The sequence below is a fragment of the Niveispirillum sp. BGYR6 genome (genome assembly GCF_027568365.1).
Lineage (GTDB): Bacteria > Pseudomonadota > Alphaproteobacteria > Azospirillales > Azospirillaceae > Niveispirillum.
Genome location: NZ_JANLNL010000008.1, coordinates 72444 through 98159, shown reverse-complemented (window position 1 = coordinate 98159; position 25716 = coordinate 72444). Strand labels below are relative to the sequence as shown.

The following is a 25716-nucleotide window of genomic DNA, read 5'->3' as shown; positions in this document are numbered from 1 at the left end:
TGTGGGGGTTCTCATGAAACTTGATCGCTTTAAGGTGTCGCAGCGCATTGTCGGTGGACAGGCGCTGCTGCTGGTCATTCTGCTGGCCATGGTAACGCTATCCATCTGGTCCTTGTTCGGCATCGGCAGTAATTTTACCGAATATCGGCGGATCGCCCGCAATTCCAACCTGCTGGGGCAGGTGGATGCCAAAGCGGATGATGTGCGCGCTTCGGTGAAGGACTTCCTGCTGGGGGGAGAGGAAGAGCACAGCGCCCGCGTCGCCACGTTGCTGCGTGAATTGGAACAATTGATTGCCCAGACCGAGCAGTCGGTGACCAACCCGGAGCGTCGCAAGATGCTGGAGGAGGTGAAGGGGATTGTTACTGATTATGAATCCCTCTTCGCGCAGGTCACCAAGCTGGACCAGGAGATGGACCGCCTGACGGCGAATGTGCTGGACAAGATCGGCCCGGAAGTCCGGCTGAAACTGGACGCCTTGATTGACGTGGCCGCCGCCGAGAATGACGCGCGCACCGGCAGCCGCTCGGCCCAGCTGATGCAGGATTATCTGCTGGTGCGGCTGGAGATGCAGCGCCTGCTGAACCGGCGGGATGACAAGACCGCCGCCACCCTGGATGAACGGCTGGCAACCCTGGAGGCAGCCGAGAAAAGCTTTAGCGAACTGGCCCAGATCCCGGCGCGGCGCGCCGTGGTAACCGACATTGTCACGGGCATTAACGCCTATATGGCTGGGGTTAAGCAGAATAAGGAATGGCTGCTGTCGCAGACCCGGCTGACGCAGGATCGGCTGGTGCCGACCGGCGACCGTTTCACCGAAGTGACCGGGCGGCTGCGCAGCTCGCAAACGGCGGTCCAGGATCAGTTGGGGCCGCAGGTCGTGGCCGGGATTGACACGTCTCGCACCACCAGCATTGCGCTGGGCATTGTGGCGGTATTGCTTGGGGCCGCCGTCTCCTGGATCATTGCCCGTTCCATTACCGGCCCGGTGGCAGCCCTGACCGGCACCATGGGGCGGTTGGCCAATGCCGATCTGACGGTCGATGTGCCCTTCACCCATCATCGTGACGAGATGGGGGACATGGCCCGCGCTGTGGAGGTCTTCAAGACCAATGGCCTGGAACGCCAGCGCCTGGAGGCGGAACAGACCGCCCAGCGGGAAGCGCGGGAGAAGCGCGCCCAGCGGCTGGAAGCGCTGATGCGGGGCTTTGACAACCAGGTTCAGTCCCTGGTCGGGCAGCTGGGGGCCGCCAGCACGCAGATGCGCGCCTCTGCCCAATCCATGTCGGCCTTGTCGGAGCAGACCAGCAACCAGTCTGTCACCGTTGCCGGCGCGGCTGAGCAGGCATCCGCCAATGTGCAGGCGGTGGCATCGGCGACGGAGGAACTTTCCGCCTCGCTGGAGGAAATCACCCGGCGTGTGGCCGAAAGCGCCCAGGTGACCCGCGAAGCCTATGAAAAGGCCGAACATACCAACGAAACCGTTGCCACCCTGTCGGAAGCGGCGGGCCGGATTGGCACTGTGGTGCAGCTGATCCAGGATATTGCCGGCCAGACCAACCTGCTGGCGCTCAATGCCACCATTGAGGCGGCGCGCGCCGGGGAGGCCGGTAAAGGCTTTGCCGTGGTGGCCAGTGAGGTGAAAAGCCTGGCCAACCAGACCGCCAAGGCAACGGAGGAGATCAGCGGCCAGGTGCAGCAGGTGCAGGATGCCACGCAGCAGGCCGTGGCGGCCATCCAGTCCATCACCGGTACGATTGCCAAGGTGAATGAAATCTCCGCCGCCATCGCCGCCGCGATTGAGGAACAGGGGGCAGCCACGCAGGAAATTGCCCGCAATGTGCAGCAGGCGGCCATCGGCACCCATGACGTATCGTCCACCATCGTCTGCGTCCGCTCCGCGGCGGGGGAGACGGGGACGGCGGCCATCCAGGTGTTGGGCGTGGCCTCCAATGTACAGCAGCAATCCAACCAGCTGACGGATGTGGTCAGCACCTTCCTGGCGGATGTGAAAGCCGCGTAAGCGCCCTGTTCTGCTGCTTCGGATGCGAAAAAAAGCCCTGTCCGGCTCACCCGGGCAGGGCTTTTTGCTGCCGCCTGTCCCCGCCATCATGGTCTTTCAAGGCTGGGTGGGAGATGATGGTTTGGCTGCATCAGCCTGGGTTTCGTCAGGGCGCACGCGGTTGGCCCGCAGCGAACGATCCAGCCGGCCTTCCATGGAGAGCCCGGCGCGCAAGACCCAGCGGCTGGTTGTGTGGGCGAGGGGGATCCAGGCGACATCATCATGCATCAACCGGCTGGCCCGCCGGGTCAGCTGGTCCCGCATGGCCGCTGCCGGTTCCCAGCGGATGCGGGCCAGCAGCCGGTCCAGTTCCTTGTTCTCATAGAAACCGTAATTATTCAGCCCCCGCCGCCCGTCCAGACTGCCGGAGCCCAGTAGGGCTTGATAGGAACCGGGAATATCGCTGGGGTCAAAAATCCACCCGACGCAATAAAGATCGAAATCCCCGGCAATCAGCCTTGGGATCAACCGATCCTGTGTTTCTTCCTGCACGGTGATGCGGATGCCGATATTGGCCAGGAAATGCGCGATCACATCGGCCACCCGGCGCTGTGCCACCCCCGTTACCAGCACGGCCTGGAACCCCGCCGGATAGCCCGCCTCGGCCAGCAGGCGCCGGGCCTGCACCGGATCATGGTCAGGAATCGCCAAATCCGGTGCATGGCTGGGACTGCCCTGCAAGGGCATCTGTCCGGCCGGGCTGCCCACACCCGCCAGCACCCGCTGGGCCAGCACGTTGCGGGGGATGGCCAGATTGATGGCCTGTCTTACCCGCACATCCTGGAATGGCAGATGGTTTGCCTTGTCGCCCCCTTCCTTGCGCCGGTTGAACTGTAAATAGGACAGCGCGGTAGAGGGAAAGCTGACCAGCCGCAGATCATCCTTGCCCTTCAGGAATTCCATGGCGTTCAGCGGTGGATTGTCCAGAACATCCACCTTTCCTTCCAGGGCGGCGGCAACCTGTTCCTCTGGTGCCAGCCGGATCAGCCGGTAATGCTCCCAGGGCGCCAGCTCCCCCCAATAATCGGGGTTTCGCACCGCCACGATCTCGTCTGTCTGGTAAGAGCGCAGGCGAAACGGACCCGTACCGGCCCCCAGGCCCGGATCGCCGAAATCCAGGCTGGTCGCCTTGTCATCCGGATCAAGCGGCGGCTGACAGGTGCCGCTATCATAATGCCAGTCATCCGCGACCCCAGCCGGGGCGGCAACGATGGGGATGCTGGCGATTTCGCGCGGGAACAACATGTCACGGTCCCGCATTCGGATCAGCAGGGTGAAATTATTCACCATCTCCACTGTCTCGGCGGCGGCCAGCCGATGGGCGAATGGGTGGGCGCTGCCCTGGATCATACCGGTGCGGCAGAAACTGAAGATCACATCGCGGGCGGTGAAGGGCTGGCCATTCTGGAAGCGGACATTGTGGCGCAGCCGGAACAGCCAGGCCCCGTCATCAATCCGTTCCCAGCGTTCCGCCAGCCGTGGCACCGGCCGCCCCTGCGCGTCTGTATCGACCAGCCCCTCATAGATCTGGCTGTGCAGGAACTGTTCAACCCGGCTGGCCCCGAAATGCGGATCGGCACTGCGCGGCAGGGCGGCAACCCCGACGCGTAGATCAGCCGCCAGACCGGGAAAGCTGAAGCATAAGAAGAGCGAAAGCAGAAGGCCAAGCCTGACCCGGCAAATGTTAAATGACCGAACTGTTATGCAGCATTCACAAAGGCGCACGGAAGGGTCCGATCATTCAATGTCGATTTGCCGGGATGAGCTTCCTTTCATGCTATCGTGTTCTACGCGGGTGCGAACCTGACCAAAGGGTGATATTCTCCTCTTAGCATCTGTCCGGAAAATGTTTCGTCAATGTATTAAACGAATTGACTTTCTGTATCGCCGTCACCCCGGTCTTCGCCGGGGTGACGGAGGACATATAGTAAGACATTGATAACGAATAAAAAGCACTTCAGACAGACACTTAAAGTCCCCGATTGAACCAGTTGGCCGCTGCTTCTGCTGCGCGTTCGAAGCTGCCGGCCACCGGCCCGGTGGCCGGGTCGACCAGCATCAGGTTCACCGGCAGGCCGAATTCCTCCACCTCCATCTGGTCGGCATCGCGCCAGACGCGGCCATCATGCGCCAGATATTGCCGTGCCTGGGTGCGTTGCAGCAGCGGGCGGATATCGCCCGCCCAGGGGAAGACCGGCTTTCCCAAAGCCGTAGCATAGCCCATTTCATAGGCCGTCCCATCATCCACCGAGGGCCCGCGGAAGGGGCTGCAATTGGCGATCACGCCATCGGCCCCCCGGATCAGGTCCAGATTGGCCTGCCGGATGCGGGCGGCGAAGGCGGTGCCGGGCTCACCGGCGGCGGGTGCCAGGGCGGCATCGATGGGGAAGACCCCTTCCAGCCCCAGCTCGGCGCAGATCGCCTTCATGGCCGCCGCAGCGGCCATGGGGTCGGGCAGGAAGACGTCTGGCCCCGCCAGATAGAGGCGCGGCCGGCTCATTTCGCCCCACCCTTGGCTGACAGGTCAAACTTGAACCGGGCGAAGCCATCTTCCGCCGGCCCGATATAGGAAAGCCGCGGCTGTTCGGCCAGCAGGCCTTGCGCCTGCGGGTTGGTATCATAGGTGATGGTGACATTGGCCGGCAGCGGCACATAACTGAACGTATTGTCGGTGGTGGGGTCGATCACGCCCTTGGTCCGCACATAGTCAACAATGGCCTGCTGCACCGTATCCGGCGACTGATAGACCATGCTGCTGCCATCCAGGTGCGGGAAGGTGCCGCCGCCATTGGCGCGATAGGTATTGGTGGCCACGATGAACAGCTGGTCATCCGTCACCGGCTTGCCCTGATAGGCCAGATTGACGATGCGGTGGGCATCCGGGTTGATCAGCTTGCCATCCCGGTCGAACCGTTCCGGTTGGGTCAGGTCGATGGCATAGGTCACGCCGTCCAGAATGTCGAAATTATAGGCCGGCACCCGCGTGTTCACCAGCGGCTGCGGGTCGCTGGATTTCGGGTTGATGATGGACAGGGCACGCGAGGAGGCTTCCAGCCAGTCCCGCACCTGGGCGCCCGTCAGCTTCACCGCCGCCAGCTGGTTGGGATAGACATAGAGGTCAGCGACGTTGCGGATGGCAACTTCGCCAGCCGGGATGTCGGTATAGAAATGCACGCCGGGCCGCCCGCCGGACTTGAAGGGCGCGACCGCCGACAGGATCGGCAGCTTGGCATAATCGGTGCTGGCCAGTTCCCGCGCGATATAGGCGCGTTGGGCCTTGGCCACCAGATCCACCCCGGCGCTGTCGCCCAGATAGGAGAAATAGGAATGGATACGGGCCGTGGTGCGGCCCACCGGGCTGCGCACATAGGCCAGCGTACCGTCATGCGCCGGGGTCAGCAGGGTGGCCACCTCGGCATCCGGTTCGCTGCTGATGGTCTTGCCATCCTGGCGCTGCTGGATGGGGCGGGCGCTGCCGCTGCCATCCACCACCTTCCATTCCTTGCCCTGCTTTTCCAGGGTCAGCTTGATTACGCCCAGATGGCTGCCATAGCTGCCAGCCATCACCAGCGGCTTGCCATTCACGGTGCCGCGCTTCAGGTCCGCCCCCGGCAAGCCGTCATAATCCTTGGACGGGAAGACGCGGTGGCTGTGGCCGGTGATGACGGCATCCACGCCCGGCAGCTCGGTCAGATAGTTGGAGGCGTTTTCTTCCCCGCCCTGGCGCGGGGTGAAGGACATGCCGGCATGGGACATGACGATCACCACGTCGGCCCCCTTGGCCTTCATCTCCGGCACATAGATTTTCGCCATGTCCACGATGTCGCGGGTGGTGACGCGGCCTTCCAGCTTGTCCTTGTCCCAGATCATGATCTGCGGCGTCAGCAGGCCCAGCAGGCCGACCTTGATGGTCTGGCTCTTGCCTTCCGCATCCACCAGCTTGCGTTCCTGGATGACATAGGCGGGGTACAGCGTCTTGTCGTTGGACGGGTCGCTGTCACCATCCACCTTGAACACATTGCCGGCCAGCACCGGGAATTTGGCACCCGCATAGGTGGCGCCCAGCAGGTCCAGCCCGTAATTGAATTCGTGGTTGCCCAGTACAGCGGCGTCATAGCCCAGCAGGTTCATGACCGCCATGGCCGGATGAACCTTGTCCTTGGTCACGCCGCGCTGGCGCGCCACCCAGTCGCCCATCGGCGTGCCCTGGATCAGATCGCCATTATCCAGCAGCAGCGTATTGGGGTTCTCCGCCCGCGCCGCCCGGATCAGCTGAGTCGTCCGCACCAGACCCACCGCGGGGTCCGGCTTATCCGCATAATAATCGTAATCTTTCAGATACATATGCAGATCGGTGGTGGCCAGAACCTGCAGCTCCACCTTGCCATTGGCCCAGGCGGTGCCACCAAGGCTGAGGAAGGTGATGCTGGTGAGAGCAGCAATACGGAATGTCCGAATCACGGGATTGCTCCATGCTGGGCGCTTGCTGCGCCTCGGGTTGGGTGCGCTGCAACAGGAAGGACAATATCGAACACACAGATGCAAGCCAAATTGGCGATTATTGCCCGCTGTGCGCTGCGGTACTGTGGCGCGAATGATACGCTGACCGAGATATAGCCCGCGCGACCGCCGCACGGCCAGTTTCCAGCTGCGTTGTCATCGAACTGTAATATATGCGTTACTTAATCGTCATCTGCATCTGGTCTTGTCCGCGCCATCCATACGGCTCGGTAATTGGGGGCATTGTAAATGAGCAATCCAAACAAAAAGGCGGCTTCCGTGCTGCGTCGCCACCTGGGATCTTTGAAGCTTGGCGCCGGCGTGGCCGCCATTGCCGTTGCTTCTGCCTGGGTTGTGCCGGCTTTCGCACAGCAGACCACCTCGTCGATGACGGGCAGCATCACCACGTCGTCCGGTGCGCCGGCCGCTGGCGCCCAGGTTGAAATCGTCCATACCCCGTCGGGCACCCGTTCTGTTACGACCGTCAATAGTGAAGGCCGCTTCCAGGCCTCCGGTCTGCGCGTCGGTGGCCCCTACACCGTGACCGTCAGCAGCAGCGATGCCAAGCCGCAGGTGGTTGAAGGCGTGTTTGTCTCGCTGGGTGAGCCCTATGCTCTGGATCTGGTTCTGGGCGAGAGCATCAATGAGATCGTGGTTTCCGGGCAGCGCGCCGCGCCCACCACGGTTGGCATCGGCACCCGCTTCAATCAGCGTCAGATCGAAAATGCCCCGACGATCAACCGCGATCTGAAGGACATCGTCCGCAACGATCCCAAGGTCTTTGTTGACGTCACCAATTCCAATGCCATCCAGATCGCCGGCTCCAACAACCGCTTCAACAGCCTGACGGTTGACGGCGTGAAGCAGAACGACGATTTCGGCCTGAATGGTGGTGGCTATCCGACCCAGCGCGCGCCGCTTTCCGTTGAAGCCATTGGCGGCCTGTCGGTTCTGACCGCCCCTTACGACGTTGAATATTCCGGCTTCCAGGGCGGTACCATCAACATCGTCACCAAGTCGGGCGAAAACACGCCGCACGGCTCCTTCTATTACTATTATGGTGATGAGAACCTGTCCGGTACCCGCAGTGGCGGCCGCCGTAACCTGATCAGCCCCTACAAGGAACGCACCTGGGGTGGCTCGCTGGGCGGCGCGCTGATCCAGGACAAGGTGTTCTTCTACGTCAATTACGAGAAGTATCGTAACCAGGCCCCGGTGATTTTCGGCACGTCCGACAGCGGCCTCGGCAACCCGGTTTCCGGCATCACCACCGCGCAGGTGGAGCAGATCCGCAAGATCGCCAAGGATGTCTACGGCTACGATACGCTGGGTCTGGCGGACGGCACCCTGCCGGAAGCGGATGAAAAGATCCTCACCAAGCTGGACTGGAATATCAACGACGACCATCGTGCCTCTTTTGCCTATCAGCGCAATGAGGGCAACAACATCATCGACGCGACCTCCAGCACCAGCGCCACGCCGCGCACGCTGTCGCTGCAGTCGAATTTCTACAACCGCACCCAGATCATGGACAGCTACTCGCTCCAGCTGTTCTCCGACTGGACGTCCGATTTCTCCACCGAAGTCAAGGTGGCCCGCAAGGAAGTGGAATCGCTGCGTGACCCGCTGAATGGCCTGGGCTTCGGCGAATTCCGTGTCAATACCACGCCGGGCACCAGCGGTACCCAGGCCGTGTTTGGTCCGGACCTGTCCTCGCACAGCAACTATCTGACCACCACGACCGATAGCGCCAAGCTGAAGGGTACCTATCTGCTGGGCGATCACAAGATCGTCGGCGGCTACGAATACGACAAGTACGATTACTTCAACCTGTTCCTGCAGCGCTCTCTGGGCCAGTGGGAATTTGCTTCTATCGCTGATTTCCAGGCCCGCAAGGCCAACCGCTTCCGTTACGCCAATGCGGTGTCGGGCAACGCCAATGATGCGGCGGCGAACTGGAAGTACACGCAGCATTCCTTCTACCTGCAGGATACGTGGGACATCTCCCCGGACTTCCAGCTGCAGGGCGGTCTGCGCTACGAACTGTTCAAGAGCGACGACAAGCCCGTTGCCAACGCCAATTTCGCTTCCCGTTACGGCTTCTCCAACACCGAGACGCTGGACGGCAAGGATCTGTGGCTGCCGCGCCTGGGCTTCACCTATGAGGCGACGGACAGCACCAAGTTCCGTGGTGGTGCTGGCCTGTTCTCCGGTGTCGGCCCGGCCGTCTGGCTGTCCAACAATTACAGCAATGACGGCGTAACCCAGCGCAGCCTGGACACCAATGGCGATGCGGTCACCGGGGCTATTCCGGGCCTGCTGAACGGCGTGACCGGTCAGGTGCCGACGGCTGCCGTGGCTCGCCTGTCGGCGCTGGGCGAAGGTTTCGTCAACGCGCTTGACCCGAACTTCAAGATGCCGTCCTCCTGGAAGTTCAGCATGGCGGTCGACCAGAAGCTGGATATTCCGGTTCTGGGCGATAACTGGCTGATCACGGCTGAGGCGATCTATACCCGCGTCAATGATGCGACCTTCTACAAGGATCTGCGTCTGGTCCAGACCGGTACCGCGCCGGATGGCCGCCCGATCTATGGCCAGAAGGCGCAGACCACGGTCAATTCCGCCGGTGCCACGGTTGCCCGTCCGGCCGGTTCCGATCTGGTGTTGACCAATACCGACAAGGGTAAGGGGCTGGTGCTGTCGCTGTTCGCTTCCAATAATTGGGAGACGGATTACGGCAACATCGATTTCGGTGTCGGCTATGCCTATCAGGATGTGGATGATGCCAGCCAGGGCACCAGCTCTGTTGCCGGCTCCAACTACGAGCAGTTCGTGACCACCGATCCGAACTCTGATCTGCTGGGCGTTTCCTCGTACGAGCAGAAGCACCGCTTCACGTCCAACGCGACCTACAGCATCGAATATTTCGATGGTTACAAGTCGTCGATCAGCCTGTTCGGTCAGGCCTTCTCCGGCAAGCCCTACACCTACAGCTTCTCCTGCTCCTCCACGGCCAATCCGTTCGGCGATCCGGCCTGCCGTGGCAACCGCGCGCGTCAGGCCCTGTATGTGCCGACCGGTGCCACCGATCCGCTGGTGAACTGGAACGCTGCCGGCTCCATCAAGCCGGCCGATATGGATGCCTATATCAGCCGCAACGGGCTGGACAAGTATCGTGGCGGGATCGTGCCGCGCGGTGCCTTTGAAAGCTCGTGGACCTATCAGGTCGATGCCAAGCTGGCCCAGGAAATCCCGACGCCGATCGAAGGCCACAAGGCCGAGTTCACGCTGGACATCATCAACCTGACCAACCTGATCAACAAGAATTGGGGCCGTCAGCAGAGCGTGCCGTTCTTCCAGTCCATCGCCGGCCCGCAGGCCACGATCCAGAATGGCCAGTATGTCTTCACCTCCACTGGCCGCGATGTGACAGAACAGGTCAACAACCGCGCTTCCGTCTGGAAGATCCAGGTTGGTGTTCGTTACCAGTTCTGATCCCAACCGGTTCAGAACAAAGCGAAAGGGGCGGTCCGGCAACGGGCCGCCCCTTTTTCTGTTGAAGGGCTTTGGCGGATCGGCCGGTGGTGGGCTTCGTCCCACCATCGGCCGACAGCAATCCTCACACGCAGGCGGCCACGGCTTGCGCAAAGCGGCTGGCGGTTTCCACCGTCAGCCCGGCAATGTTGATGCGGCCCGAACCGGCCATATAGACGGCATGTTCGGTGCGCAGCCGGGCCACCACCGGCGGCGACAGGGGCAGCAGGCTGAACATGCCATGCTGTTCATTGACATGGGCCAGCGCCCCGCCATGGCTGGCCAGCGCCCGGCGCACGGCGCGCAGCCGGTCGCGCATCTGGTCCAGCTCCACCTTCCAGTCGGCGGTCAGGGCCGGATCGTCCAGCAGCAGGGCGATGGCGGCGGCGCCATGGTCGGGCGGCATGGACCAGTTGGCGCGGGCCAGCAGCAGCATGTTGGAATTCACCCGCTCCGCATCGGCCCCATCGGCCACCTGGGCGAACAGGGCGCCGACCCGTTCCCGGTAGACGCCGAAATTCTTGTCGCAGGAATAGGCGACCAGCGCCTCCGGGCAGCGCTGCAGCACCAGCCGCACGCCCGCCGCATCCTCCTCCATCCCCTGGCCCAGCCCCTGATAGGCCAGATCCAGCAGGGGGAACAGGCCGCGCGCCTGCATCAGCTCGGCCACCGCCGCCCATTGCTCCAGGTTCAGGTCGGCGCCGGTGGGGTTGTGGCAGCAACCATGCAGCAGCACCACATCCCCGGCCACCGCCTTGTCCAGGGCCGCCATCATTTCATCAAAGCACAGGCGCTGGCTGGCCACGTCGAAATGGCGGAACGTCTCCACCTTCAACCCAGCGGCCGCCATGACCGGCGGATGGTTGGGCCAGGTCGGCGTGCCGACAAAGACGCGGGCACCGGGGCGGGATGCGGCGATCAGTTCCGCCGCCAGCCGCAACGCGCCGGTGCCGCCCGGCGTCTGCACACCGGTCAGCCGGGCGGCATCCACCGCCGTGCCAAAGGCAAGCTTGGCCATGTGGCGGGTGAAGGCGACATTGCCTTCCGGCCCCAGATAGGACTTGCTGTCCTGGCTTTCCAGCAGGCGGCGTTCCGCCGCCTTGACCGAGCGCATCACGGGGGTGTGGCCATCATCGTCACGATAGACGCCAACCCCCAGATCCAGCTTCTGCGGGCGCGGATCGTCGCGGTAAAGCCCGATCAGGGCCAGAAGCGCGTCAGCGGGCTGCGGGCGCAGCGGGGCGAAGAAGGACATGGTTCGCAAAGCCATCCGTTTGGGGAGCAGGGAACGGAATCATAGCCCCATCGGGCGGCAATTTCCCTGCGATATCGCCGGGAAACAGCCCTGTCCCCATCGCAAACCATCGCCCTTCCTGGGGAAAATTGCGCAAGCGCCGCGCTTCTCCCAAGGAAGCGCTTGAAAGCCGGGCGGCCGCACTGGCACCTTCCCTTGTTGGGGTTATCGGGGGGTAACATGAGTGGGGATTTTGAATCGGTGGGGGCCATGGCCACCGCCGGCCTGGCGGCGTCGGTGCTGGAGCCTGATCAGGCCCATGGCAAAGGGCATGGCCATGGCGCCTGCGCCAATTGCGGCACCGCCCTGGTCGGCAGCTTCTGCCATGCCTGCGGGCAGGTGGGGCATGTCCACCGTTCCATGCTGCATATTGTGGAGGAATTCTTCCACGGCATCCTGCATTTCGACGGCAAGGTCTGGCATACGCTGCCCGCCCTGATCCTGTGGCCGGGCCGGCTGACGCGTGATTACATCCAGGGCCACCGGGTCCGCTATGTCTCCCCGCTGGCCCTGTTCCTGTTCACCGTCTTCATGATGTTCATGGTGTTTTCCCTGGCTGGCGTTGCCAAGCTGCCGGAAGGCGGGGTGGCGGCGGATAACAGGGGTGTCGCCACCGCCTTGGCCAGCCTGGAAGAGGACTTGGCCGATGCCAGGGCCAAGCTGGACGCTGCCACCGTGAAACTGGCCGAGGTGGAAGGGGCCGGCGGCGATGTGGCATCGGCAAAACAAGCCCAGGCCAAGGCGCAAGCGGATGTGGCCGACGCGCAGACGGCCCTGGATGCGGTAAAACAAACGGTATCGGCGACGGCTGGCCCCGCCGCGCCGGACGGCAAGGAACTGGACCGCAACACGCAGCTGGGGCAGGTCTTGAGCAAGAATGCCAATCTGAATATCGGCAACCCGGCGCTGGAAGCCAAGATCAAGCACAAGCTGGAGAATCCGGACCTGCTGCTCTACAAGCTGCAGAATACGGCCTATAAATTTTCCTGGATGCTGATCCCGATCTCGCTGCCTTTCCTTTGGCTGCTGTTCTTCTGGCGTCGTGATGTGGTCATGTATGACCATGCCATATTCGCGCTTTATTCCCTGTCCTTCATGTCTTTGCTGTTCATTGCGCTGTCACTATTGTTGAAAAGCGACAGCGGCTGGGCTTCCAGCCTGACGAATATTCTGCTGCTGGCCCCGCCCGTGCATATGTTCTTCCACCTGAAGGGCACCTATGCCCTGGGTGTGGGCGGCGCGCTGTGGCGAACCGTTGCCCTGTTGCTCATCACCTCCATCACCAGCACGCTGTTTTTGCTGTTCATCCTGTCGATGGGGGTGTTGGGGTGAAGGGCATAAGAGGAATGACTGACCAATTTACCCAGACCGCCCTTTTCGATCCGGCGGAGCATCTTCAAACTGCCGAGGACATAGCCGCCTTTCTGAATGCGGCGGCGGAAGAGGATGATCCGGCTTTCATGGTGCGGGCGCTGGGGGTTGCTGCCCGTGCCCACGGCATGATGCAATTGTCCCGCGATACAGGTGTTTCCCGCGAGGGCCTTTACAAGGCATTGGGGGAGGAGGGCAATCCCACCCTGTCCACCTTGATGGCGGTGGCCAAGGCACTGAACCTGCACTTGTCCTTTACCCCCCGTTCCTGAAACCCCCCGCGGCAGGCCGGTGACACGGGCCCGCCGCTGGGGAAAGCCTCACCCCCCATGCGCCGCGCGCCGCACCTTGGCGGCCAGGCCCAGGAAGGCCGGGTAGGGGTGGGTGACGACATAGGTGGGCACCGGCCCCAGGAAGGCGCGCATCCGGCCCTTTTCCACAAAGCGCTTGCGGAAGCGGCTGTGGCTGAACCAGCCCAGGAAACGGGGGATGATGCCGCCGGCAATATAGACCCCGCCGCGCGCCCCCACCGACAGGGTGAGATTGCCGGCGATGGAGCCCAGCATGGCGCAGAACATGTCCAGCGCCTCCACACAAACCTGATCGCGGCCGGCCACGGCGCGGTCAGAAATCTCCGCCGCCGTCAGCTTCTTCGGCTCAACCCCTTCCAGGAAGGCCAGTGTCTCATACAGGTTCACCAGACCGGGACCGCAGACGACGCGTTCGGCGGAGACATGCTCATATTGTTTGCGCAACTGCGCCAGCACCGCACTTTCGCGGTCGGTGATGGGGGGCATGGTGACATGGCCGCCCTCGGTCGCCAGGGCCGTCCAATGGCCATTGTCGCCCGGTACCAGGGCGGAAACGCCCAGCCCGCTGCCGGGCCCCAGCACGGCGATGGGGTGGCCGGCCACGGGCGCGCCGTCGCCCACCTGCACCTTGTCCTCTTCCCCCAGTTCGGGGATGGCCAGGGCCACGGCGGTGAAATCATTGATCACATCCAGATGCGTCAGCCCCAGATCGTGCTGCACGCCCTTGATGGAAAATTCCCAGGCCAGATTGGTCATGCGGATCAGGTCGCCCAGGATGGGGGAGGCGACGGCGAAGGCGGCCACCTTGGGCGCCACCGGCAGTTTCTGTTCCAGCAGATAGAAACGGGCCGCATCGGTCAGCGTCGGGTAATCGGCGCAGCGCAGCACCTGTTCGGCGTAAGGCGCGCCATTCTCGCCCACCAGGGCGAAACGGGCATTGGTGCCGCCGATATCGGCGATCAGGAAGGGGGCCTGGTTGGTCGCGGTGCCGTCGGTCATATCTGGCTTCCTGGCAGGGCTGGGGCTGGATGGGAAAAATGTTTATGAGAGGGAACAAACTCAACTGGGCGCGCGGGCGGTGGATGCCCGGATGACCAGCTTATGGTCAAGGTGACGGTGGGGCAGGGGATTGTCCCACACGCCGGCATCCTTGCGGCGGATCAGTTCCACCAGCATGTCGGCGGCCGCTTCCGCCATGGCCGTGACCGGCTGATGAATGGTGGTCAGTTGCGGCCAGACTTGGGCGGCGATGGGCATATCGTCGAAACCGACGATGGAAAGCTGTTCCGGCACGGCAATGGAAAGCTGGCGGGCGGCGGCAATGGCACCGGCCGCCATCTCATCATTGCTGGCCAGAATGGCGGTGGGGCGGTCGGGCCGGTTCAACATGCGCATGGCGCATTCCATACCGGTTTCAAAGGAGAATTCGCCCTGTTCCACCAGATCGGGCACCGGGGCCAGCCCCCGGTCGGCCAGCGCCTCGCAGAAACCGGCATAGCGCAGGCGGGTGGCGGCGTGGGCCTGCTTACCCTTGATGAAGCCGATGCGGCGATGGCCCAGGGCCAGCAGATGATCGGCCAGATCGCGCGTCGCCTGCCATTCATCAATGCGCACGATGGGGGAGGTGTCGATATCCCGGTCGGGCGCGATGCGCACATAGGGTACGGCCGCGCGCTGCAGCACATTCAAGATGACGGGATTATCCGTCACCGGCGGCAGCAGCACCACGCCGGCCATGCGGACCTGATTGACCAGCATCCCCGCCCGGTCGGCCACGTCCAGGGCCTTATAATCGATTTCCTCGACCAGCAGGTGATATCCGGCCAGCCGGCAGCGGTTCAACATGCCCAGCTGGATATCGTGGGTATATTGCCCGCCGGTATCGCCATAAAACAGGCCGATCAGGAAGGACCGTTCACCAGCCAGGGAGCGGGCCGACATGCTGGGCTGATAGCCCAGCTGGGTGACGGCCGCCATCACCTTTTCCCGCACCGCGTCGCGGACGTTCGGCTCCTTGTTCATCACCCGCGATACGGTCTTGATCGACACGCCGGCCAGATCGGCCACATCATTGATAGTGGGTTTGCGGGTGCGGGGCGGGGCCATGCGTCTCTCCGACAGGGGCGCTTCCAAGTGGGGCGGGATGCTGCCGGCCAGGAAGGGCCGCCGACATCCCGCCCTGGTACGTTTACTTGGCCAGCGCCACGCCCGCCTTGGCCTGCCGGCCGACGCGGTTTTCCAGCACCGAACGGGCGCAGAGCATGGCGAAGACGATGATGGAGAGATAGCAGAGCACCGGCACGAACAGGGCGGCGTGCAGGTTGGTCATGTCGGCGATCTTGCCGGTGAGCACCGGCACCAGCGCCCCGCCGACAATGGCCAGACACAGCAGGCCGGAGGCCGCCGGCGTCTGGTCATCCATGTCCTTCACCGAGAGCGAGAAGATGGTGGGGAACATGATGGAGTTGAACAGGCCAATCCCCAGCACGGCATAGGCGGACACAACACCCGTGGTCAGTGCCGAGACGGTAGCAAGGGCTGCCGCGATCAGGGCGCAGACGGCCAGCACACGTGCCGGCGACACCTTGGACATCACCACAGAACCGATGAAGCGGCCAACCATGGCCCCGCCCCAATAATAGGCCAGATAATGGGTGGCGCTGTGTTCCGGCAGGGCCAGCGTGCTTTCCAGGCCCAGATAATTGATCATCAGGCTGCCGATGGCCACTTCCGCACCGACATAGGTGAAGATGCAGAGCGCGCCAAAGGCCAGACGCGGATTTTCCGACAAGGACGGCATGTGCCAGTGGCTGGTCTCCCGGCGCTCCACCTTCTCATTGCCGCGCAGGGTCCAGAAGGCGATGGCGATGGCGAACATCACGCCGGCCAGTATCAGACAGGGGGTTTCCAGCACGCGCAGGGCGGTGGCGGCATCAACACCCGTCGCCGGGGCCGCACCGTCGGTCACCGCGTCGAAAATGATATAGCCGGCGACCAGCGGGGCGATCATGGTCGCCACCGAATTGAAGGCCTGGGCCAGGGTCAGGCGCTGCGGTGCCGTGGCGGCCGGGCCCAGGCCGGAGGCCAGCGGGTTCATCACCACCTGGATCATCGTCACGCCGGTGGCGATGACGAACAGGGCCGCCAGGAAGACCCAGAACTTGGCAATTTCAATGGCGGGAATGAACAGCAGGATGCCGATACCCACCGTGCTGAAACCGACAATGGCCCCGCGCAGATAGCCCAGACGGTCCAGCACGCGGCTGGCTGGCAGGGAGATCAGGAAATAGGCCATGAAATAGCAGAACTGGGTGAGCATCGCCTCGGTATAGCTAAGCTCGAACGCGCCTTTGAACTTTGCCACCAGCGGATCGACCAGCACGGTGACAAAGCCGACAATGAAGAACAGCATGAAGGTGAAGGGCAACATTTTGGTCGCCACCGGGAAGGTGGACGAACCCCCCGTGGCGGCTGAGGAAACGGACTGCGCCAAGGCGACCTCCCTAACGGATTATTGCCGGTTTGATTGACCGTACCATGTGGCAAAGCATGACAACGCTGTCGACAGAATTCCGCCGAACGGTCAGCATTTTTCTCGCTTTTTGTAATTAAGCAACAAAAATTGCATAGGGTTTGGTTATTTTGCTGCGTTGCAGCATGTTTCTCTTGCGGGTGCGTCTAATGTTCGCCTTGGTTTCTTTGTGGTAACCGGTGGACAACATGCTGCAACTGCTAAATGGCCTCGACAATAAGGGCAGCAAAGGCTGGTAATTCCGTTTCGGTCAATCGCGCGCCATTGATCGCCTGCAACGTCCGCCAGGCGGACATATCGGGCAGCCGCAAGGGGACTGATTCCGCCGACAGGTTGAACAGGCAGAGCAGCCGGCGATTGCCATAGGTCCGTTCCATGCCCAGCAAATGCGGCGGCAAATCGCGGAAGCTGGTTTCCCCCCAGCGCAGCGCCGGGTCTTCCCGCCGCAGGGCCAGCAGCCGGCGGGTGACATGCAAGGTGCTGTCCGGGTCGGCCTCCTGCCGATCCACCGCCAGGGGGCGGTGGCGCGGGTCAAGCGGCAGCCAGGGCTTGGCCCGGCTGAACCCGCCCTGTGGCGCCTCAGCCAGCCAGGGCATGGGCGTGCGCGCACCATCGCGGCCCAGCGTGTGGGGCCAGTTGGCGATGGCTTCCGGGTCCACCAGATCGTCAAACGCCACCTCGGCCTGCGGCAGCCCCAATTCCTCCCCGTAATAAAGGAACAGGGTACCGGGCAGGCAGAGCAGCAGGGCATTCAACAACTTGGCCTGTGCGGGGGTGGCGGCCCCCATGGCCCAGCGGCTGAGCGCGCGCGGTGCGTCATGGTTGGAGAAGGTCCAGGACGGCCAGGCCCCGCCGGATGCCTGCTGCCAGCCCTCAATCACCTGCCGGGGCAGGGCGGCATCCAGCGCCCAACGATAGAGGAAGGCGAAATTATAGGCCGTGTGGCAGCGCTTGCCGGGCTGTGTGTAGTCCGCCACCAGGGAGAAGGGGGCTTCCCCCAGTTCCGCCACCATGAAGCGGTCGCCATAGCCATCCACCAGCCGGCGCAATTCCTCAATGAAATCCAGCGTTTCGGGCTGGGAGATATTGTGCAGCGCCTGCTGGAACTCCACTGGCCGTTTCGGGGCGGTGGCCGCCTTGTTGGGCGGGTTGTCGCGCAACTGCCGGTCATGGGTGAAGAAATTGGCGGCGTCCAGCCGCAACCCGTCCGCCCCCCGGTCCAGCCAGAAACGGGCAATTTCCTTGATCGCTTCCTGCACCGCCGGGTGATGCACATTCAGGTCCGGCTGGGAGGATAGGAAATTATGCATGTAGTACTGGCGGCGGCGGGCATCCCAGGTCCAGGCCGGTCCGCCGAAGATGGATTGCCAATTGTTGGGCGGGCTGCCATCGGGCTTGGCATCCTGCCAGACATACCAGTCGGCGTAATCATTGCGGCGATCCTGCCGGCTGGCCTGGAACCAGGGATGATCGGCCGCTGTGTGGGAATAGACCTGATCGATCACCAGTCGCAGGCCCAACGCATGGGCACGCTCCACCACGGCATCCCAATCCGCCATGGTGCCGAAAATCGGATCGATATCGCAATGATCGGATATATCGTAACCGAAATCATCCATGGGCGACTTGAAGAAAGGCGAGATCCAGACACTGTCCACGCCCAGGGCGGCAATATAATCCAGCCGGCCCAGCAGGCCCGGCAGATCGCCAATGCCATCGCCATTGCTGTCGGCGAAACTGCGCAGATAGACGTGATAGATGACGCCGCCCTGCCACCAGGGATGGCCGGCCTCTGCCGGGCCGGCCTGTTGTTGCTGATCAACCATGATGGATGTCCGAGTTCCGCTTCCAGGTCGGGTTGCACTCGGGGTTTGTTCCTGCTGTCGTTGGTGCTGTTACCCACCGCCGACGGTTCCCCCCAATTTATCCGATCCGATCATAGGGGGCGGCCTCCGGCACCTCCAGCAGGCGCATACGTATTCGCCAAAAGGGTGCGCCGCAGCACATACGTATTCAGGCCGCGCCGGCCGGCCGGCTTGGGTCATCAATGGGATACCAAGGCGGCGGCGCAGGGTGCCGGGGCCGGCAACAAGCGTTGAAATGGGGAGTGAGATGAACAGGAAGATGATGGCGCGCCAGGTACTTGGCCCCTTTGCCGCCCTGCTGCTGGCGGGCACCAGTCTGGCGGCCACCGCGCCACAGGTGGCCCCTGGCGCGCCCGGTGCCGCCGCCACCTGGGCCTATTCCGGCAAGACCGGCATCGGCACATCCTACGAATCCTATCAGAATGGGCGCTATCAGGATGGCGGGGCCACCGGCCCGGTCTCCCGCGTCTGGTTCTCCCTGGCCCATGGCATCGTTACGGAGACGATGCGCGGCCAGATCCATGAAGCGCAGTTGCGCGAACTGCAATTTGCCATCCAGGGCGATGGTTTCCTGCATCTGGAAGCGGGCGATATGGACAGCCATATCGACTATCTGCACCAGGATGCGCAGGGCCGCCCGCTGTCGCTGGCCTATCGCATCATCAACCGCGACCGCCAGGGCCGGTATGAGGTGGAGAAACATATTTTCACCGATCCCGACCGTGATGTGCTGTTCATCCGTACCATCTTCCGCGCGCTGACGGCCGATATCACCCCGGTGCTGCTGGCCGACCCGCAGATGGCGGGCACCGGTGGCGGTGACCGCGCCGACAGCAGCGGCGGCACCCTGAATGCCTGGGAAGGGGCCAATGCCCTGTCCATTCGTTCCGCTACCGGTTTTACCCGCACATCTGTTGGCTTTGTCGGGGCGTCGGATGGGCTGACGGGCCTGCGCCGCGACGGCGTGCTACCCGCCTATCAGACCAGTGGCACCCGCGCCGGCAATGTTGCCCTGGCAGGCGAACTGCCCAAGGTGGCCAAGGGGACGGAGCGGGTGCAGGATATCGTCATCGGTTTCGGGGCTGACAAGGCAGCCGCAGCGGCGGCGGCGGATGCCAGCCTGCGCCGGGGCTATAGCGCCGTGCTGGCCGCCTATAATGGCGAAGGCGATGCGGTGGGCTGGGAGGATTATCTGGCCAGCCTCGCCCCGCTGCCCGATCTGGCCGCCACGGCCACCGATGGTGGCAAGCTTGCCTATGTCAGCGCCATGGTGTTGAAGGCGCAGGAGGATAAGACCCATGCCGGGGCGCTGATCGCCTCCCTCTCCGCGCCCTGGGGCGACACGGTGTCGGCGGAGACATTCGCCACCGGTTACAAGGCCGTCTGGCCGCGCGATTTCTATCAATGCGCCATGGCACTGCTGGCGCTGGGCGACAAGCAGACCCCGCTGGCCGCCTTCAATTATCTGAAAACCATTCAGGTCCGCCCGGATACCAAGGGCAACAAGGGGGTGACCGGCTGGTTCCTGCAAAAGACCCATGTGGACGGCACGCGCGAATGGGTGGCGGTGCAGTTGGACCAGACGGCCATGCCCATCATGCTGGGCTGGAAACTGGCGCAGGCCGGCGTGCTGGACAAGGCCACGCTGAACGCCTTATGGGCGGATATGCTGAAGCCGGCCGCCGATTTCCTGGTCACGGGCGGTAAGCCCGGCATTGACTGGAACAATAAGGACACCGTCACCCCGCCCGCAACCCAGCAGGAACGCTGGGAGGAACAGGGCGGCTATTCCCCCTCCACCACGGCGGCCGTGGTGGCCGGTCTGGTGGCGGCGGCGGAGATTGCCGAGGGGGCCGGCGATCCGGATTCCGCCGCCCGCTACCGCGAAAAGGCCGATGCCATCAATGCTCGGATCGAGGCAACGATGTTCACCACCAGCGGCCCCTATAAAGAACGCGGCGGCAATGGCCGCTATTTCCTGCGCATCACCCAGAATGACAATCCCAATGACAAGGGGCCGCTGACCGCCCGCAACGGCAAACAGGCACTGACAGAGGATATCTATCTGGATGCGGGTTTCCTGGAACTGGTGCGTTATGGCGTGCGCCGGGCCGATGCGCCTTCCATCCTGGACAGTCTGCCGGAACTGGATGATACGGGCCTGCCGGATGAGGTGCGGGTGAAATACCTGTTCAAATTCCCCGGCGATGACGGCACCTATCCCGGCTGGCGCCGCTATGGCAATGACGGTTATGGGGAAGATGTGCGCAACGGTGCCAATTACGGCACCGGGGAGCTGGAAGGCGGCATGGGGGCCGGCCAGCGCGGCCGCGTCTGGCCCATTTTCACCGGCGAACGCGGGCATTATGAACTGGCAGCAGCCAGTCTGAAGCCCGGTGGGGCGACGCCGGCGGATATCGACGCCATCCGCCGCACCTATGCGCGCGGCATGGAGAAATTCGCCAATGAAGGGCTGATGATTCCGGAACAGGTCTGGGATGGGGTGGGCGTTGCCCCGCCCGGCTATAGCCTGGGCCAGGGCACCAATTCCGCCACGCCCTTGGCCTGGAGCCATGCGGAATATGTGAAACTGCTGCGGTCGCTGCATGACCGCCGGGTCTGGGACTGGTACGCGCCGGTGGCGGCGCGTTACGCAAAATAACCCAACGGGGCGGCAGGGAGTGACCCGCCGCCCCGTTCCGTTTACCAGTGGAAGGCGTCAACCGTGCGGCGATCGCCGCGCAGGAAGGCGTCAGCCACCAGATGCAGCGGCGCTATATCGGCATCGATGCCAGCATTGGGCACCAGCTCGGCAAAGCGACGGTACAGGCCGGGATATTCCTGTTCCTTCTGTTCCACCTGCGCCACGCCATCAATGGACATGGCCGCCCCGCCGCGCGACAGGGCCAGCACGCCGTCTTCGGCCTCCACCGTGATATCCCAGCTTTGCGGGCCGGTCTGCAGCCAGTGGAAATCGGCGGTCACCGGCAGGCCCGCCACATCCTTGAAGGACAGGGCGGCCGTCACCGGGGATTGCCGGTTGGCCGGGAAATCCAGCGTCGCCTGTTGCAGGATCAGCGGGTTGGGCAGGATGGCGGTGATGATCGACAGGGCGTTGATGCCGGGGTCGAACACGCCCAGCCCACCCGGTTCCCACACCCAATCTTGGCCGGGGTGCCAATGGCGCACATCTTCCCGCCAGGTGATGTGCACGCGGCGCAACCGGCGCTGGGCGATCCATTCCTTGGCCGGAATGACCGCCGGGGCGTAACGGGAATGCCAGGTGGCCATCAGCGCCAATTTGCGCTGACGGGCTAGATCGATCAGATCATGCACCTCCGTCACCGTGGCGCCGGGCGGCTTTTCCATCATCACATGGCGCCCGCTTTCCAGCACGAAACGGGCAATCTCATGCCGGCTCTGCGGGGGGGTGCAGATGGAGACGGCTTCAATCTCCGGATGGGCGGCCAGCATTTCCGCGACATCATGATAGCTGGGCAACCCATCGACCGTGGCGTGGCGGCTGGCCACGGCCACCAGATCGAAATCCGGGTTGGCATGGATGGCGGGGAAATGCTGGTCGCGGGCGATCTTGCCAACACCGACCAGCCCGAGCTTGATAGCAGCCATGGGCGGTTTCCAATCCTTCCTGTTCGGCCTGTCATCGCCCCCGCCGCACGGCCGGGGCAAGGCGACCGTTTCATTGGCATCATTTATATGATTAGTTCGGCAACACCAACCATAAACAATGGCCCCCCAGCAGACGGGAATGATCGGGATGGAAACAAGAACGGCGGAATGCAGGCCCTTCGGCCAATTGAACCGGGGGGACAGCGTTGATTGCATTACCCTGCGTAATGGGGCGCTGTCGGCCAGCATCCTGACCCTGGGCGCCACGTTGCAGGGGCTGGTGGTGCCGGACCGGGCGGGAGAGCCGGCCGATATTGTTCTGGGACATGACGATCCGCAGGCCTATCTGGATCATGCCTGCTATCTGGGCAGCGTCGTCGGCCGCTATGCCAACCGCATTGCCGGCGGCCGTTTCAGCCTGGATGGGCAACCGTGCCAAGTGGATGTGAATAACGGTCCCAACAGCCTGCATGGCGGGACCGGCGGCTTCCATCAACGAATCTGGCAGGTGGCGGGGCTGACGGCCGATCCGGTACCGCAGGTAACCCTTTGCCTGGACAGCCCGGATGGCGACCAGGGTTTCCCCGGTCAGTTGCGCGGCAGCGCCACCTATCGCCTGCATGAAGACCGGCTGGAACTGGTGCTGGAGGCGGTCAGCAACGCCCCCACCATCGTCAACCTGACCGGCCATGCCTATTTCAACCTGGCCGGTCAGGCGGCGGGACGGGACATCAGCGGCCATCATCTGGAAATCGCCGCTGACAGCTTTCTGCCGGTGGATGCCACCGCCATCCCTAATGGTCCGCCTCAGCCGGTGGCCGGCGGCTGGTTTGATTTCACCCGACCCCGGCGGGTGGGCGCGGGGCTGGAAGGCGGCGACGATCCGCAACTGGCGCTGGGTCATGGCTATGACCATGATTTTGTGCTGCGCGCCGGCCGCCAGCCGGAACCCGCCTTCGCCGCCCGCCTGTCGGAGCCAGAAAGCGGCCGGGTGGTGGAGGTCTGGACGACTGAACCCGGCCTGCAATTCTATACCGGCAATTTCCTGCCCGATGGGTTGGCCGGCAAGGGGGGCGCCACCTATGGCCGGCGCGGCGGCCTGTGCCTGGAGCCGCAGACCCATCCGGATACGCCCAACCGGCCGGAATTTCCCCCCTGCCGGCTGGCCCCCGGCCAGATTTACCGCCACCGGATTCTTTATCGCTTCAGCAGCGATGCGGGGGCTTGATCAGCCCCCGTTTCTGCCGCATCCAGACTATCCCGCAACCAATGATAAGAAAAGGACTAGGGTCATGAAACGGGGCAAGATTGCTACATGGATGGCCGGGCTGCTGCTGTCGGCCGCCTGCCTGCCGGCCATGGCGGAGACCAGCATCATCCATGCCGGCCATCTGCTGGCTGTGCCGGGTGAAAAGGTGCTGGAACAGCAGAGCATCATCGTCACCGATGGGCGCATCAAGGATGTGCGCCCCGGCTATCTGGATGCGGCGGCGGCAGGGGTGGCCGATGCCAAGGTGATCGATCTGAAGAATGCCTGGGTGCTGCCCGGCCTGATCGACCTGCATGTGCATTTCGGTGGGGAACTGGGGCCTGGCAGCCAGTTGGAAGAGGTGCAGGAAGACCCGGAAGAGACGGTGCTGAAAGGTGTCGTCTATGCCGGGCGCACCCTGCAGGCGGGCTTCACCACGGTGCGGGAACTGGGATCGCCGGCCCGCACCGGCTTTGCGCTCCGCGATGCCATCAATCAGGGTGCAGTGGAGGGGCCGACCATCTATGCCGCCGGGCACATGATTTCCATCACCGCCGGCCATGGCGACGCCAATGGTTTCAGCGAGGCGGTGACCCATGCGCTGCGGCCGGAAAGCGTGTGCAACGGCCCGGATGATTGCCGCCGCGCCGTGCGCGAACAGATCCGCATGGGGGCCGATGTCATCAAGCTGGCCACCACCGGCGGCGTGCTGTCCAACATCGCCGCCGGCACCGGACAACAGATGTTTGATGATGAGATCAAGGCCATCATCGATACTGCCCATCTGATGGGCAAACGCGTCGCCTCCCACGCCCATGCCGCCGCTGGCATCAATGCCGCGCTGCGGGCCGGTGTGGATACGGTGGAACATGGCAGCTACCTGGATGCCGAGTCCATCAAGCTGTTCCGTCAGACCGGGGCCTATCTGGTGCCCACCCTGCTGGCCGGCCATACGGTGACAGAGATGGCGCGCAACAGCACCACCCTGACCCCCGCCCAAAAGGAAAAGGCCCTGGATGTGGGGCCGAAGATGCAGGCCTCCTTCGGGGGGGCGGTGAAGGCCGGGGTGAAGGTGGGTTTCGGCACCGACAGCGGTGTCAGCCACCACGGGCTGAATGCCCAGGAATTCAAACTGATGGTGGATGCCGGCATGGCGCCGGCCGACGCCATTCGTTCCGCTACCGTAACGGCGGCGGAGGTGCTTGAAAAACAAAACAGAATCGGTGCCATCCGTACTGGTCTGGATGCCGATATCATCGCCGTTGCCCGCGACCCGCTGGCCGATATCACCGCCTTGCAGCAGGTGGCGTTCGTCATGCGGCGCGGTCTGGTGCATCGCAGCGGCGGCCAGCCGGTCGCCTTCGTCCCGGTCCCGTAATCCGCTATATCGATTCGATCTAACCCTCAAACTGGCGCGCCAAAGAATATTCCCCATTGGCCTATTGATGGGGCAATGTTGTTATATCAGGAAACAAACGGCGATGCCGGTAAGGGCAGAGAGACCGTTACACCCTGTCTATCGCGTTGGGAGGTGCAACATGGGATCGGATTGCCTGATCTATACCCGCCATGCCACGGAAGGTGTGGCGGAGATCATTTTCAATCGGCCCGCTATGCTGAATGCCATGAATGTGGAGATGGCGGCCACGCTGGCCGGCATGGCGACGGAGGCGGCCAACGACCCGGCGGTGCGGGTGCTGGTGCTGACTGGCCGTGGTACCAGCTTCATGTCGGGCGGGGACATCCCGGCCTTCCACAAGATGCTGTCGGCCCCGGCCGCTGAACGGCGGGATTATTTCACCAAGCTGATGGATTTCACCCATCAGTCTATCACCGCCCTGCGCCGCATGGAAAAGCCGGTGATTGCCGGGGTGCACGGCACGGCGGCCGGCCCCGGTCTGGGTATTGTGCTGGCCTGCGATCTGGTGGTGGCATCCGACCGGGCGGTCTTCCAGATGGCCTATGGTCCCCTGGGCACCACGCCCGATGGTGGGGCCACCCATTCGCTGCCCCGTCTGGTCGGTTCCCGCCGGGCGGCCGAACTGGCCCTGCTGGATCGCCGCCTGACGGCGGCGGAGGCGTTGGAACTGGGCATGGTCAACCGTGTCTGCCCGGCCTCGCGTCTGGCGGAGGAAACGCGCTGCACCGCCCGTCAACTGGCCTTTGGCGCGGCCACGGCGTCGGGGCGGACCAAGCGGCTGCTCTATCTGTCGCTGGAACATAATTTCCAGCAGCAATTGACGGCGGAACGGGAAACCTTCCTGGCCGCCATCGACAGTGCTGAATTTGCCGAGGGCATCACCGCCTTTGTGGAACGTCGCCGTCCGCAATTCAGCCGCTGTGCCTTGCCCGCCTGCGCTGAATAAAG

Annotated in this window: 17 protein-coding genes; 8 read left to right on the top strand and 9 right to left on the bottom strand. The window is 63.4% G+C overall.

Annotated elements, in window-relative coordinates; genetic code table 11:
• Nucleotides 1-13 precede the first annotated feature (13 nt).
• The gene (locus PCJ49_RS16790) at nucleotides 14-2023 is read left to right on the top strand and encodes a methyl-accepting chemotaxis protein (RefSeq protein ID WP_269911940.1); all 2010 of its coding nucleotides are present in this window, start codon (nucleotides 14-16) and stop codon (nucleotides 2021-2023) included.
• Nucleotides 2024-2119: 96 nt separating this feature from the next.
• Here PCJ49_RS16790 and PCJ49_RS16785 read toward each other — a convergent pair whose 3' ends face one another.
• The 3 genes from PCJ49_RS16785 to PCJ49_RS16775 all read right to left on the bottom strand — a co-directional run bounded on the left by PCJ49_RS16785 (nucleotide 2120) and on the right by PCJ49_RS16775 (nucleotide 6523).
• A complete protein-coding gene (locus PCJ49_RS16785; protein ID WP_269911939.1) occupies nucleotides 2120-3787 on the bottom strand; it encodes an ABC transporter substrate-binding protein in 1668 nt (555 codons plus the stop codon).
• Nucleotides 3788-4031: 244 nt separating this feature from the next.
• Nucleotides 4032-4562 (bottom strand): nucleoside 2-deoxyribosyltransferase, encoded by a 531-nt coding sequence (locus tag PCJ49_RS16780; RefSeq protein WP_089290166.1) that lies wholly within the window; start codon nucleotides 4560-4562, stop codon nucleotides 4032-4034.
• A complete protein-coding gene (locus tag PCJ49_RS16775) occupies nucleotides 4559-6523 on the bottom strand; it encodes a bifunctional 2',3'-cyclic-nucleotide 2'-phosphodiesterase/3'-nucleotidase (protein WP_269911938.1) in 1965 nt (654 codons plus the stop codon). Before PCJ49_RS16775 ends, PCJ49_RS16780 begins: the two co-directional genes overlap by 4 nt.
• Before the next feature lie 288 nt (nucleotides 6524-6811).
• Here PCJ49_RS16775 and PCJ49_RS16770 point away from each other — a divergent pair, with 288 nt between their 5' ends.
• Nucleotides 6812-10057: a TonB-dependent receptor gene (locus PCJ49_RS16770; protein WP_269911937.1), complete on the top strand. Its 3246-nt coding sequence runs from the start codon at nucleotides 6812-6814 to the stop codon at nucleotides 10055-10057.
• A 124-nt stretch (nucleotides 10058-10181) separates the two neighbouring features.
• Here the strand turns inward: PCJ49_RS16770 and PCJ49_RS16765 are convergent, their stop codons facing one another.
• On the bottom strand, nucleotides 10182-11351 hold the full coding sequence (locus tag PCJ49_RS16765) for an amino acid aminotransferase (RefSeq protein ID WP_269911936.1): 1170 nt from the start codon (nucleotides 11349-11351) through the stop codon (nucleotides 10182-10184).
• Nucleotides 11352-11570: 219 nt separating this feature from the next.
• On the opposite strand from PCJ49_RS16765, the gene PCJ49_RS16760 reads away from it, so the two are divergent.
• On the top strand, nucleotides 11571-12722 hold the full coding sequence (locus PCJ49_RS16760) for a DUF3667 domain-containing protein (RefSeq protein ID WP_269911935.1): 1152 nt from the start codon (nucleotides 11571-11573) through the stop codon (nucleotides 12720-12722).
• A 14-nt stretch (nucleotides 12723-12736) separates the two neighbouring features.
• Complete coding sequence (locus tag PCJ49_RS16755; protein WP_269911934.1) at nucleotides 12737-13033, top strand: addiction module antidote protein; 297 nt, start codon at nucleotides 12737-12739, stop codon at nucleotides 13031-13033.
• 48 nt (nucleotides 13034-13081) lie between these two features.
• Here PCJ49_RS16755 and PCJ49_RS16750 read toward each other — a convergent pair whose 3' ends face one another.
• The 4 genes from PCJ49_RS16750 to PCJ49_RS16735 form a co-directional block, all read right to left on the bottom strand.
• The gene (locus tag PCJ49_RS16750; protein WP_089290180.1) at nucleotides 13082-14071 is read right to left on the bottom strand and encodes a glucokinase; all 990 of its coding nucleotides are present in this window, start codon (nucleotides 14069-14071) and stop codon (nucleotides 13082-13084) included.
• 60 nt (nucleotides 14072-14131) lie between these two features.
• Complete coding sequence (locus PCJ49_RS16745) at nucleotides 14132-15178, bottom strand: LacI family DNA-binding transcriptional regulator (RefSeq protein ID WP_269911933.1); 1047 nt, start codon at nucleotides 15176-15178, stop codon at nucleotides 14132-14134.
• 82 nt (nucleotides 15179-15260) lie between these two features.
• Nucleotides 15261-16565, bottom strand: coding sequence for a sugar MFS transporter (locus PCJ49_RS16740; protein ID WP_089290182.1), 1305 nt, complete (start codon nucleotides 16563-16565; stop codon nucleotides 15261-15263).
• Between the two features lie 239 nt (nucleotides 16566-16804).
• Nucleotides 16805-18430, bottom strand: a complete 1626-nt coding sequence (locus PCJ49_RS16735) for an alpha-amylase family glycosyl hydrolase (RefSeq protein WP_269911932.1) — start codon at nucleotides 18428-18430, stop codon at nucleotides 16805-16807.
• A 286-nt stretch (nucleotides 18431-18716) separates the two neighbouring features.
• Between PCJ49_RS16735 and PCJ49_RS16730 the strand changes: the two genes are divergently transcribed.
• Nucleotides 18717-21131: a glucan 1,4-alpha-glucosidase gene (locus PCJ49_RS16730; protein ID WP_269911931.1), complete on the top strand. Its 2415-nt coding sequence runs from the start codon at nucleotides 18717-18719 to the stop codon at nucleotides 21129-21131.
• Between the two features lie 41 nt (nucleotides 21132-21172).
• On the opposite strand, the gene PCJ49_RS16725 is transcribed toward PCJ49_RS16730, so the two are convergent.
• On the bottom strand, nucleotides 21173-22099 hold the full coding sequence (locus PCJ49_RS16725) for a Gfo/Idh/MocA family oxidoreductase (RefSeq protein WP_089290184.1): 927 nt from the start codon (nucleotides 22097-22099) through the stop codon (nucleotides 21173-21175).
• Nucleotides 22100-22247: 148 nt separating this feature from the next.
• Here PCJ49_RS16725 and PCJ49_RS16720 point away from each other — a divergent pair, with 148 nt between their 5' ends.
• The 3 genes from PCJ49_RS16720 (at nucleotide 22248) to PCJ49_RS16710 (ending at nucleotide 25714) form a co-directional block, all read left to right on the top strand.
• Entirely contained in the window at nucleotides 22248-23327 is a 1080-nt protein-coding gene (locus PCJ49_RS16720) for an aldose epimerase family protein (RefSeq protein WP_269911930.1), read from the top strand.
• 64 nt (nucleotides 23328-23391) lie between these two features.
• A complete protein-coding gene (locus PCJ49_RS16715; RefSeq protein ID WP_269911929.1) occupies nucleotides 23392-24726 on the top strand; it encodes an amidohydrolase family protein in 1335 nt (444 codons plus the stop codon).
• Nucleotides 24727-24886: 160 nt separating this feature from the next.
• The gene (locus tag PCJ49_RS16710) at nucleotides 24887-25714 is read left to right on the top strand and encodes an enoyl-CoA hydratase-related protein (protein WP_269911928.1); all 828 of its coding nucleotides are present in this window, start codon (nucleotides 24887-24889) and stop codon (nucleotides 25712-25714) included.
• Nucleotides 25715-25716: the final 2 nt, after the last annotated feature.

What these genes read in the sequence shown, in the direction of transcription:
- PCJ49_RS16790 (WP_269911940.1), top strand. Translation starts at nt 14, where the DNA reads ATGAAACTTGATCGCTTTAAGGTGTCGCAGCGCATTGTCGGTGGACAG.
- PCJ49_RS16780 (WP_089290166.1), bottom strand. Translation starts at nt 4,562, where the DNA reads ATGAGCCGGCCGCGCCTCTATCTGGCGGGGCCAGACGTCTTCCTGCCC.
- PCJ49_RS16770 (WP_269911937.1), top strand. Translation starts at nt 6,812, where the DNA reads ATGAGCAATCCAAACAAAAAGGCGGCTTCCGTGCTGCGTCGCCACCTG.
- PCJ49_RS16765 (WP_269911936.1), bottom strand. Translation starts at nt 11,351, where the DNA reads ATGTCCTTCTTCGCCCCGCTGCGCCCGCAGCCCGCTGACGCGCTTCTG.
- PCJ49_RS16760 (WP_269911935.1), top strand. Translation starts at nt 11,571, where the DNA reads ATGAGTGGGGATTTTGAATCGGTGGGGGCCATGGCCACCGCCGGCCTG.
- PCJ49_RS16755 (WP_269911934.1), top strand. Translation starts at nt 12,737, where the DNA reads ATGACTGACCAATTTACCCAGACCGCCCTTTTCGATCCGGCGGAGCAT.
- PCJ49_RS16750 (WP_089290180.1), bottom strand. Translation starts at nt 14,071, where the DNA reads ATGACCGACGGCACCGCGACCAACCAGGCCCCCTTCCTGATCGCCGAT.
- PCJ49_RS16745 (WP_269911933.1), bottom strand. Translation starts at nt 15,178, where the DNA reads ATGGCCCCGCCCCGCACCCGCAAACCCACTATCAATGATGTGGCCGAT.
- PCJ49_RS16735 (WP_269911932.1), bottom strand. Translation starts at nt 18,430, where the DNA reads ATGGTTGATCAGCAACAACAGGCCGGCCCGGCAGAGGCCGGCCATCCC.
- PCJ49_RS16730 (WP_269911931.1), top strand. Translation starts at nt 18,717, where the DNA reads ATGAACAGGAAGATGATGGCGCGCCAGGTACTTGGCCCCTTTGCCGCC.
- PCJ49_RS16725 (WP_089290184.1), bottom strand. Translation starts at nt 22,099, where the DNA reads ATGGCTGCTATCAAGCTCGGGCTGGTCGGTGTTGGCAAGATCGCCCGC.
- PCJ49_RS16720 (WP_269911930.1), top strand. Translation starts at nt 22,248, where the DNA reads ATGGAAACAAGAACGGCGGAATGCAGGCCCTTCGGCCAATTGAACCGG.
- PCJ49_RS16715 (WP_269911929.1), top strand. Translation starts at nt 23,392, where the DNA reads ATGAAACGGGGCAAGATTGCTACATGGATGGCCGGGCTGCTGCTGTCG.
- PCJ49_RS16710 (WP_269911928.1), top strand. Translation starts at nt 24,887, where the DNA reads ATGGGATCGGATTGCCTGATCTATACCCGCCATGCCACGGAAGGTGTG.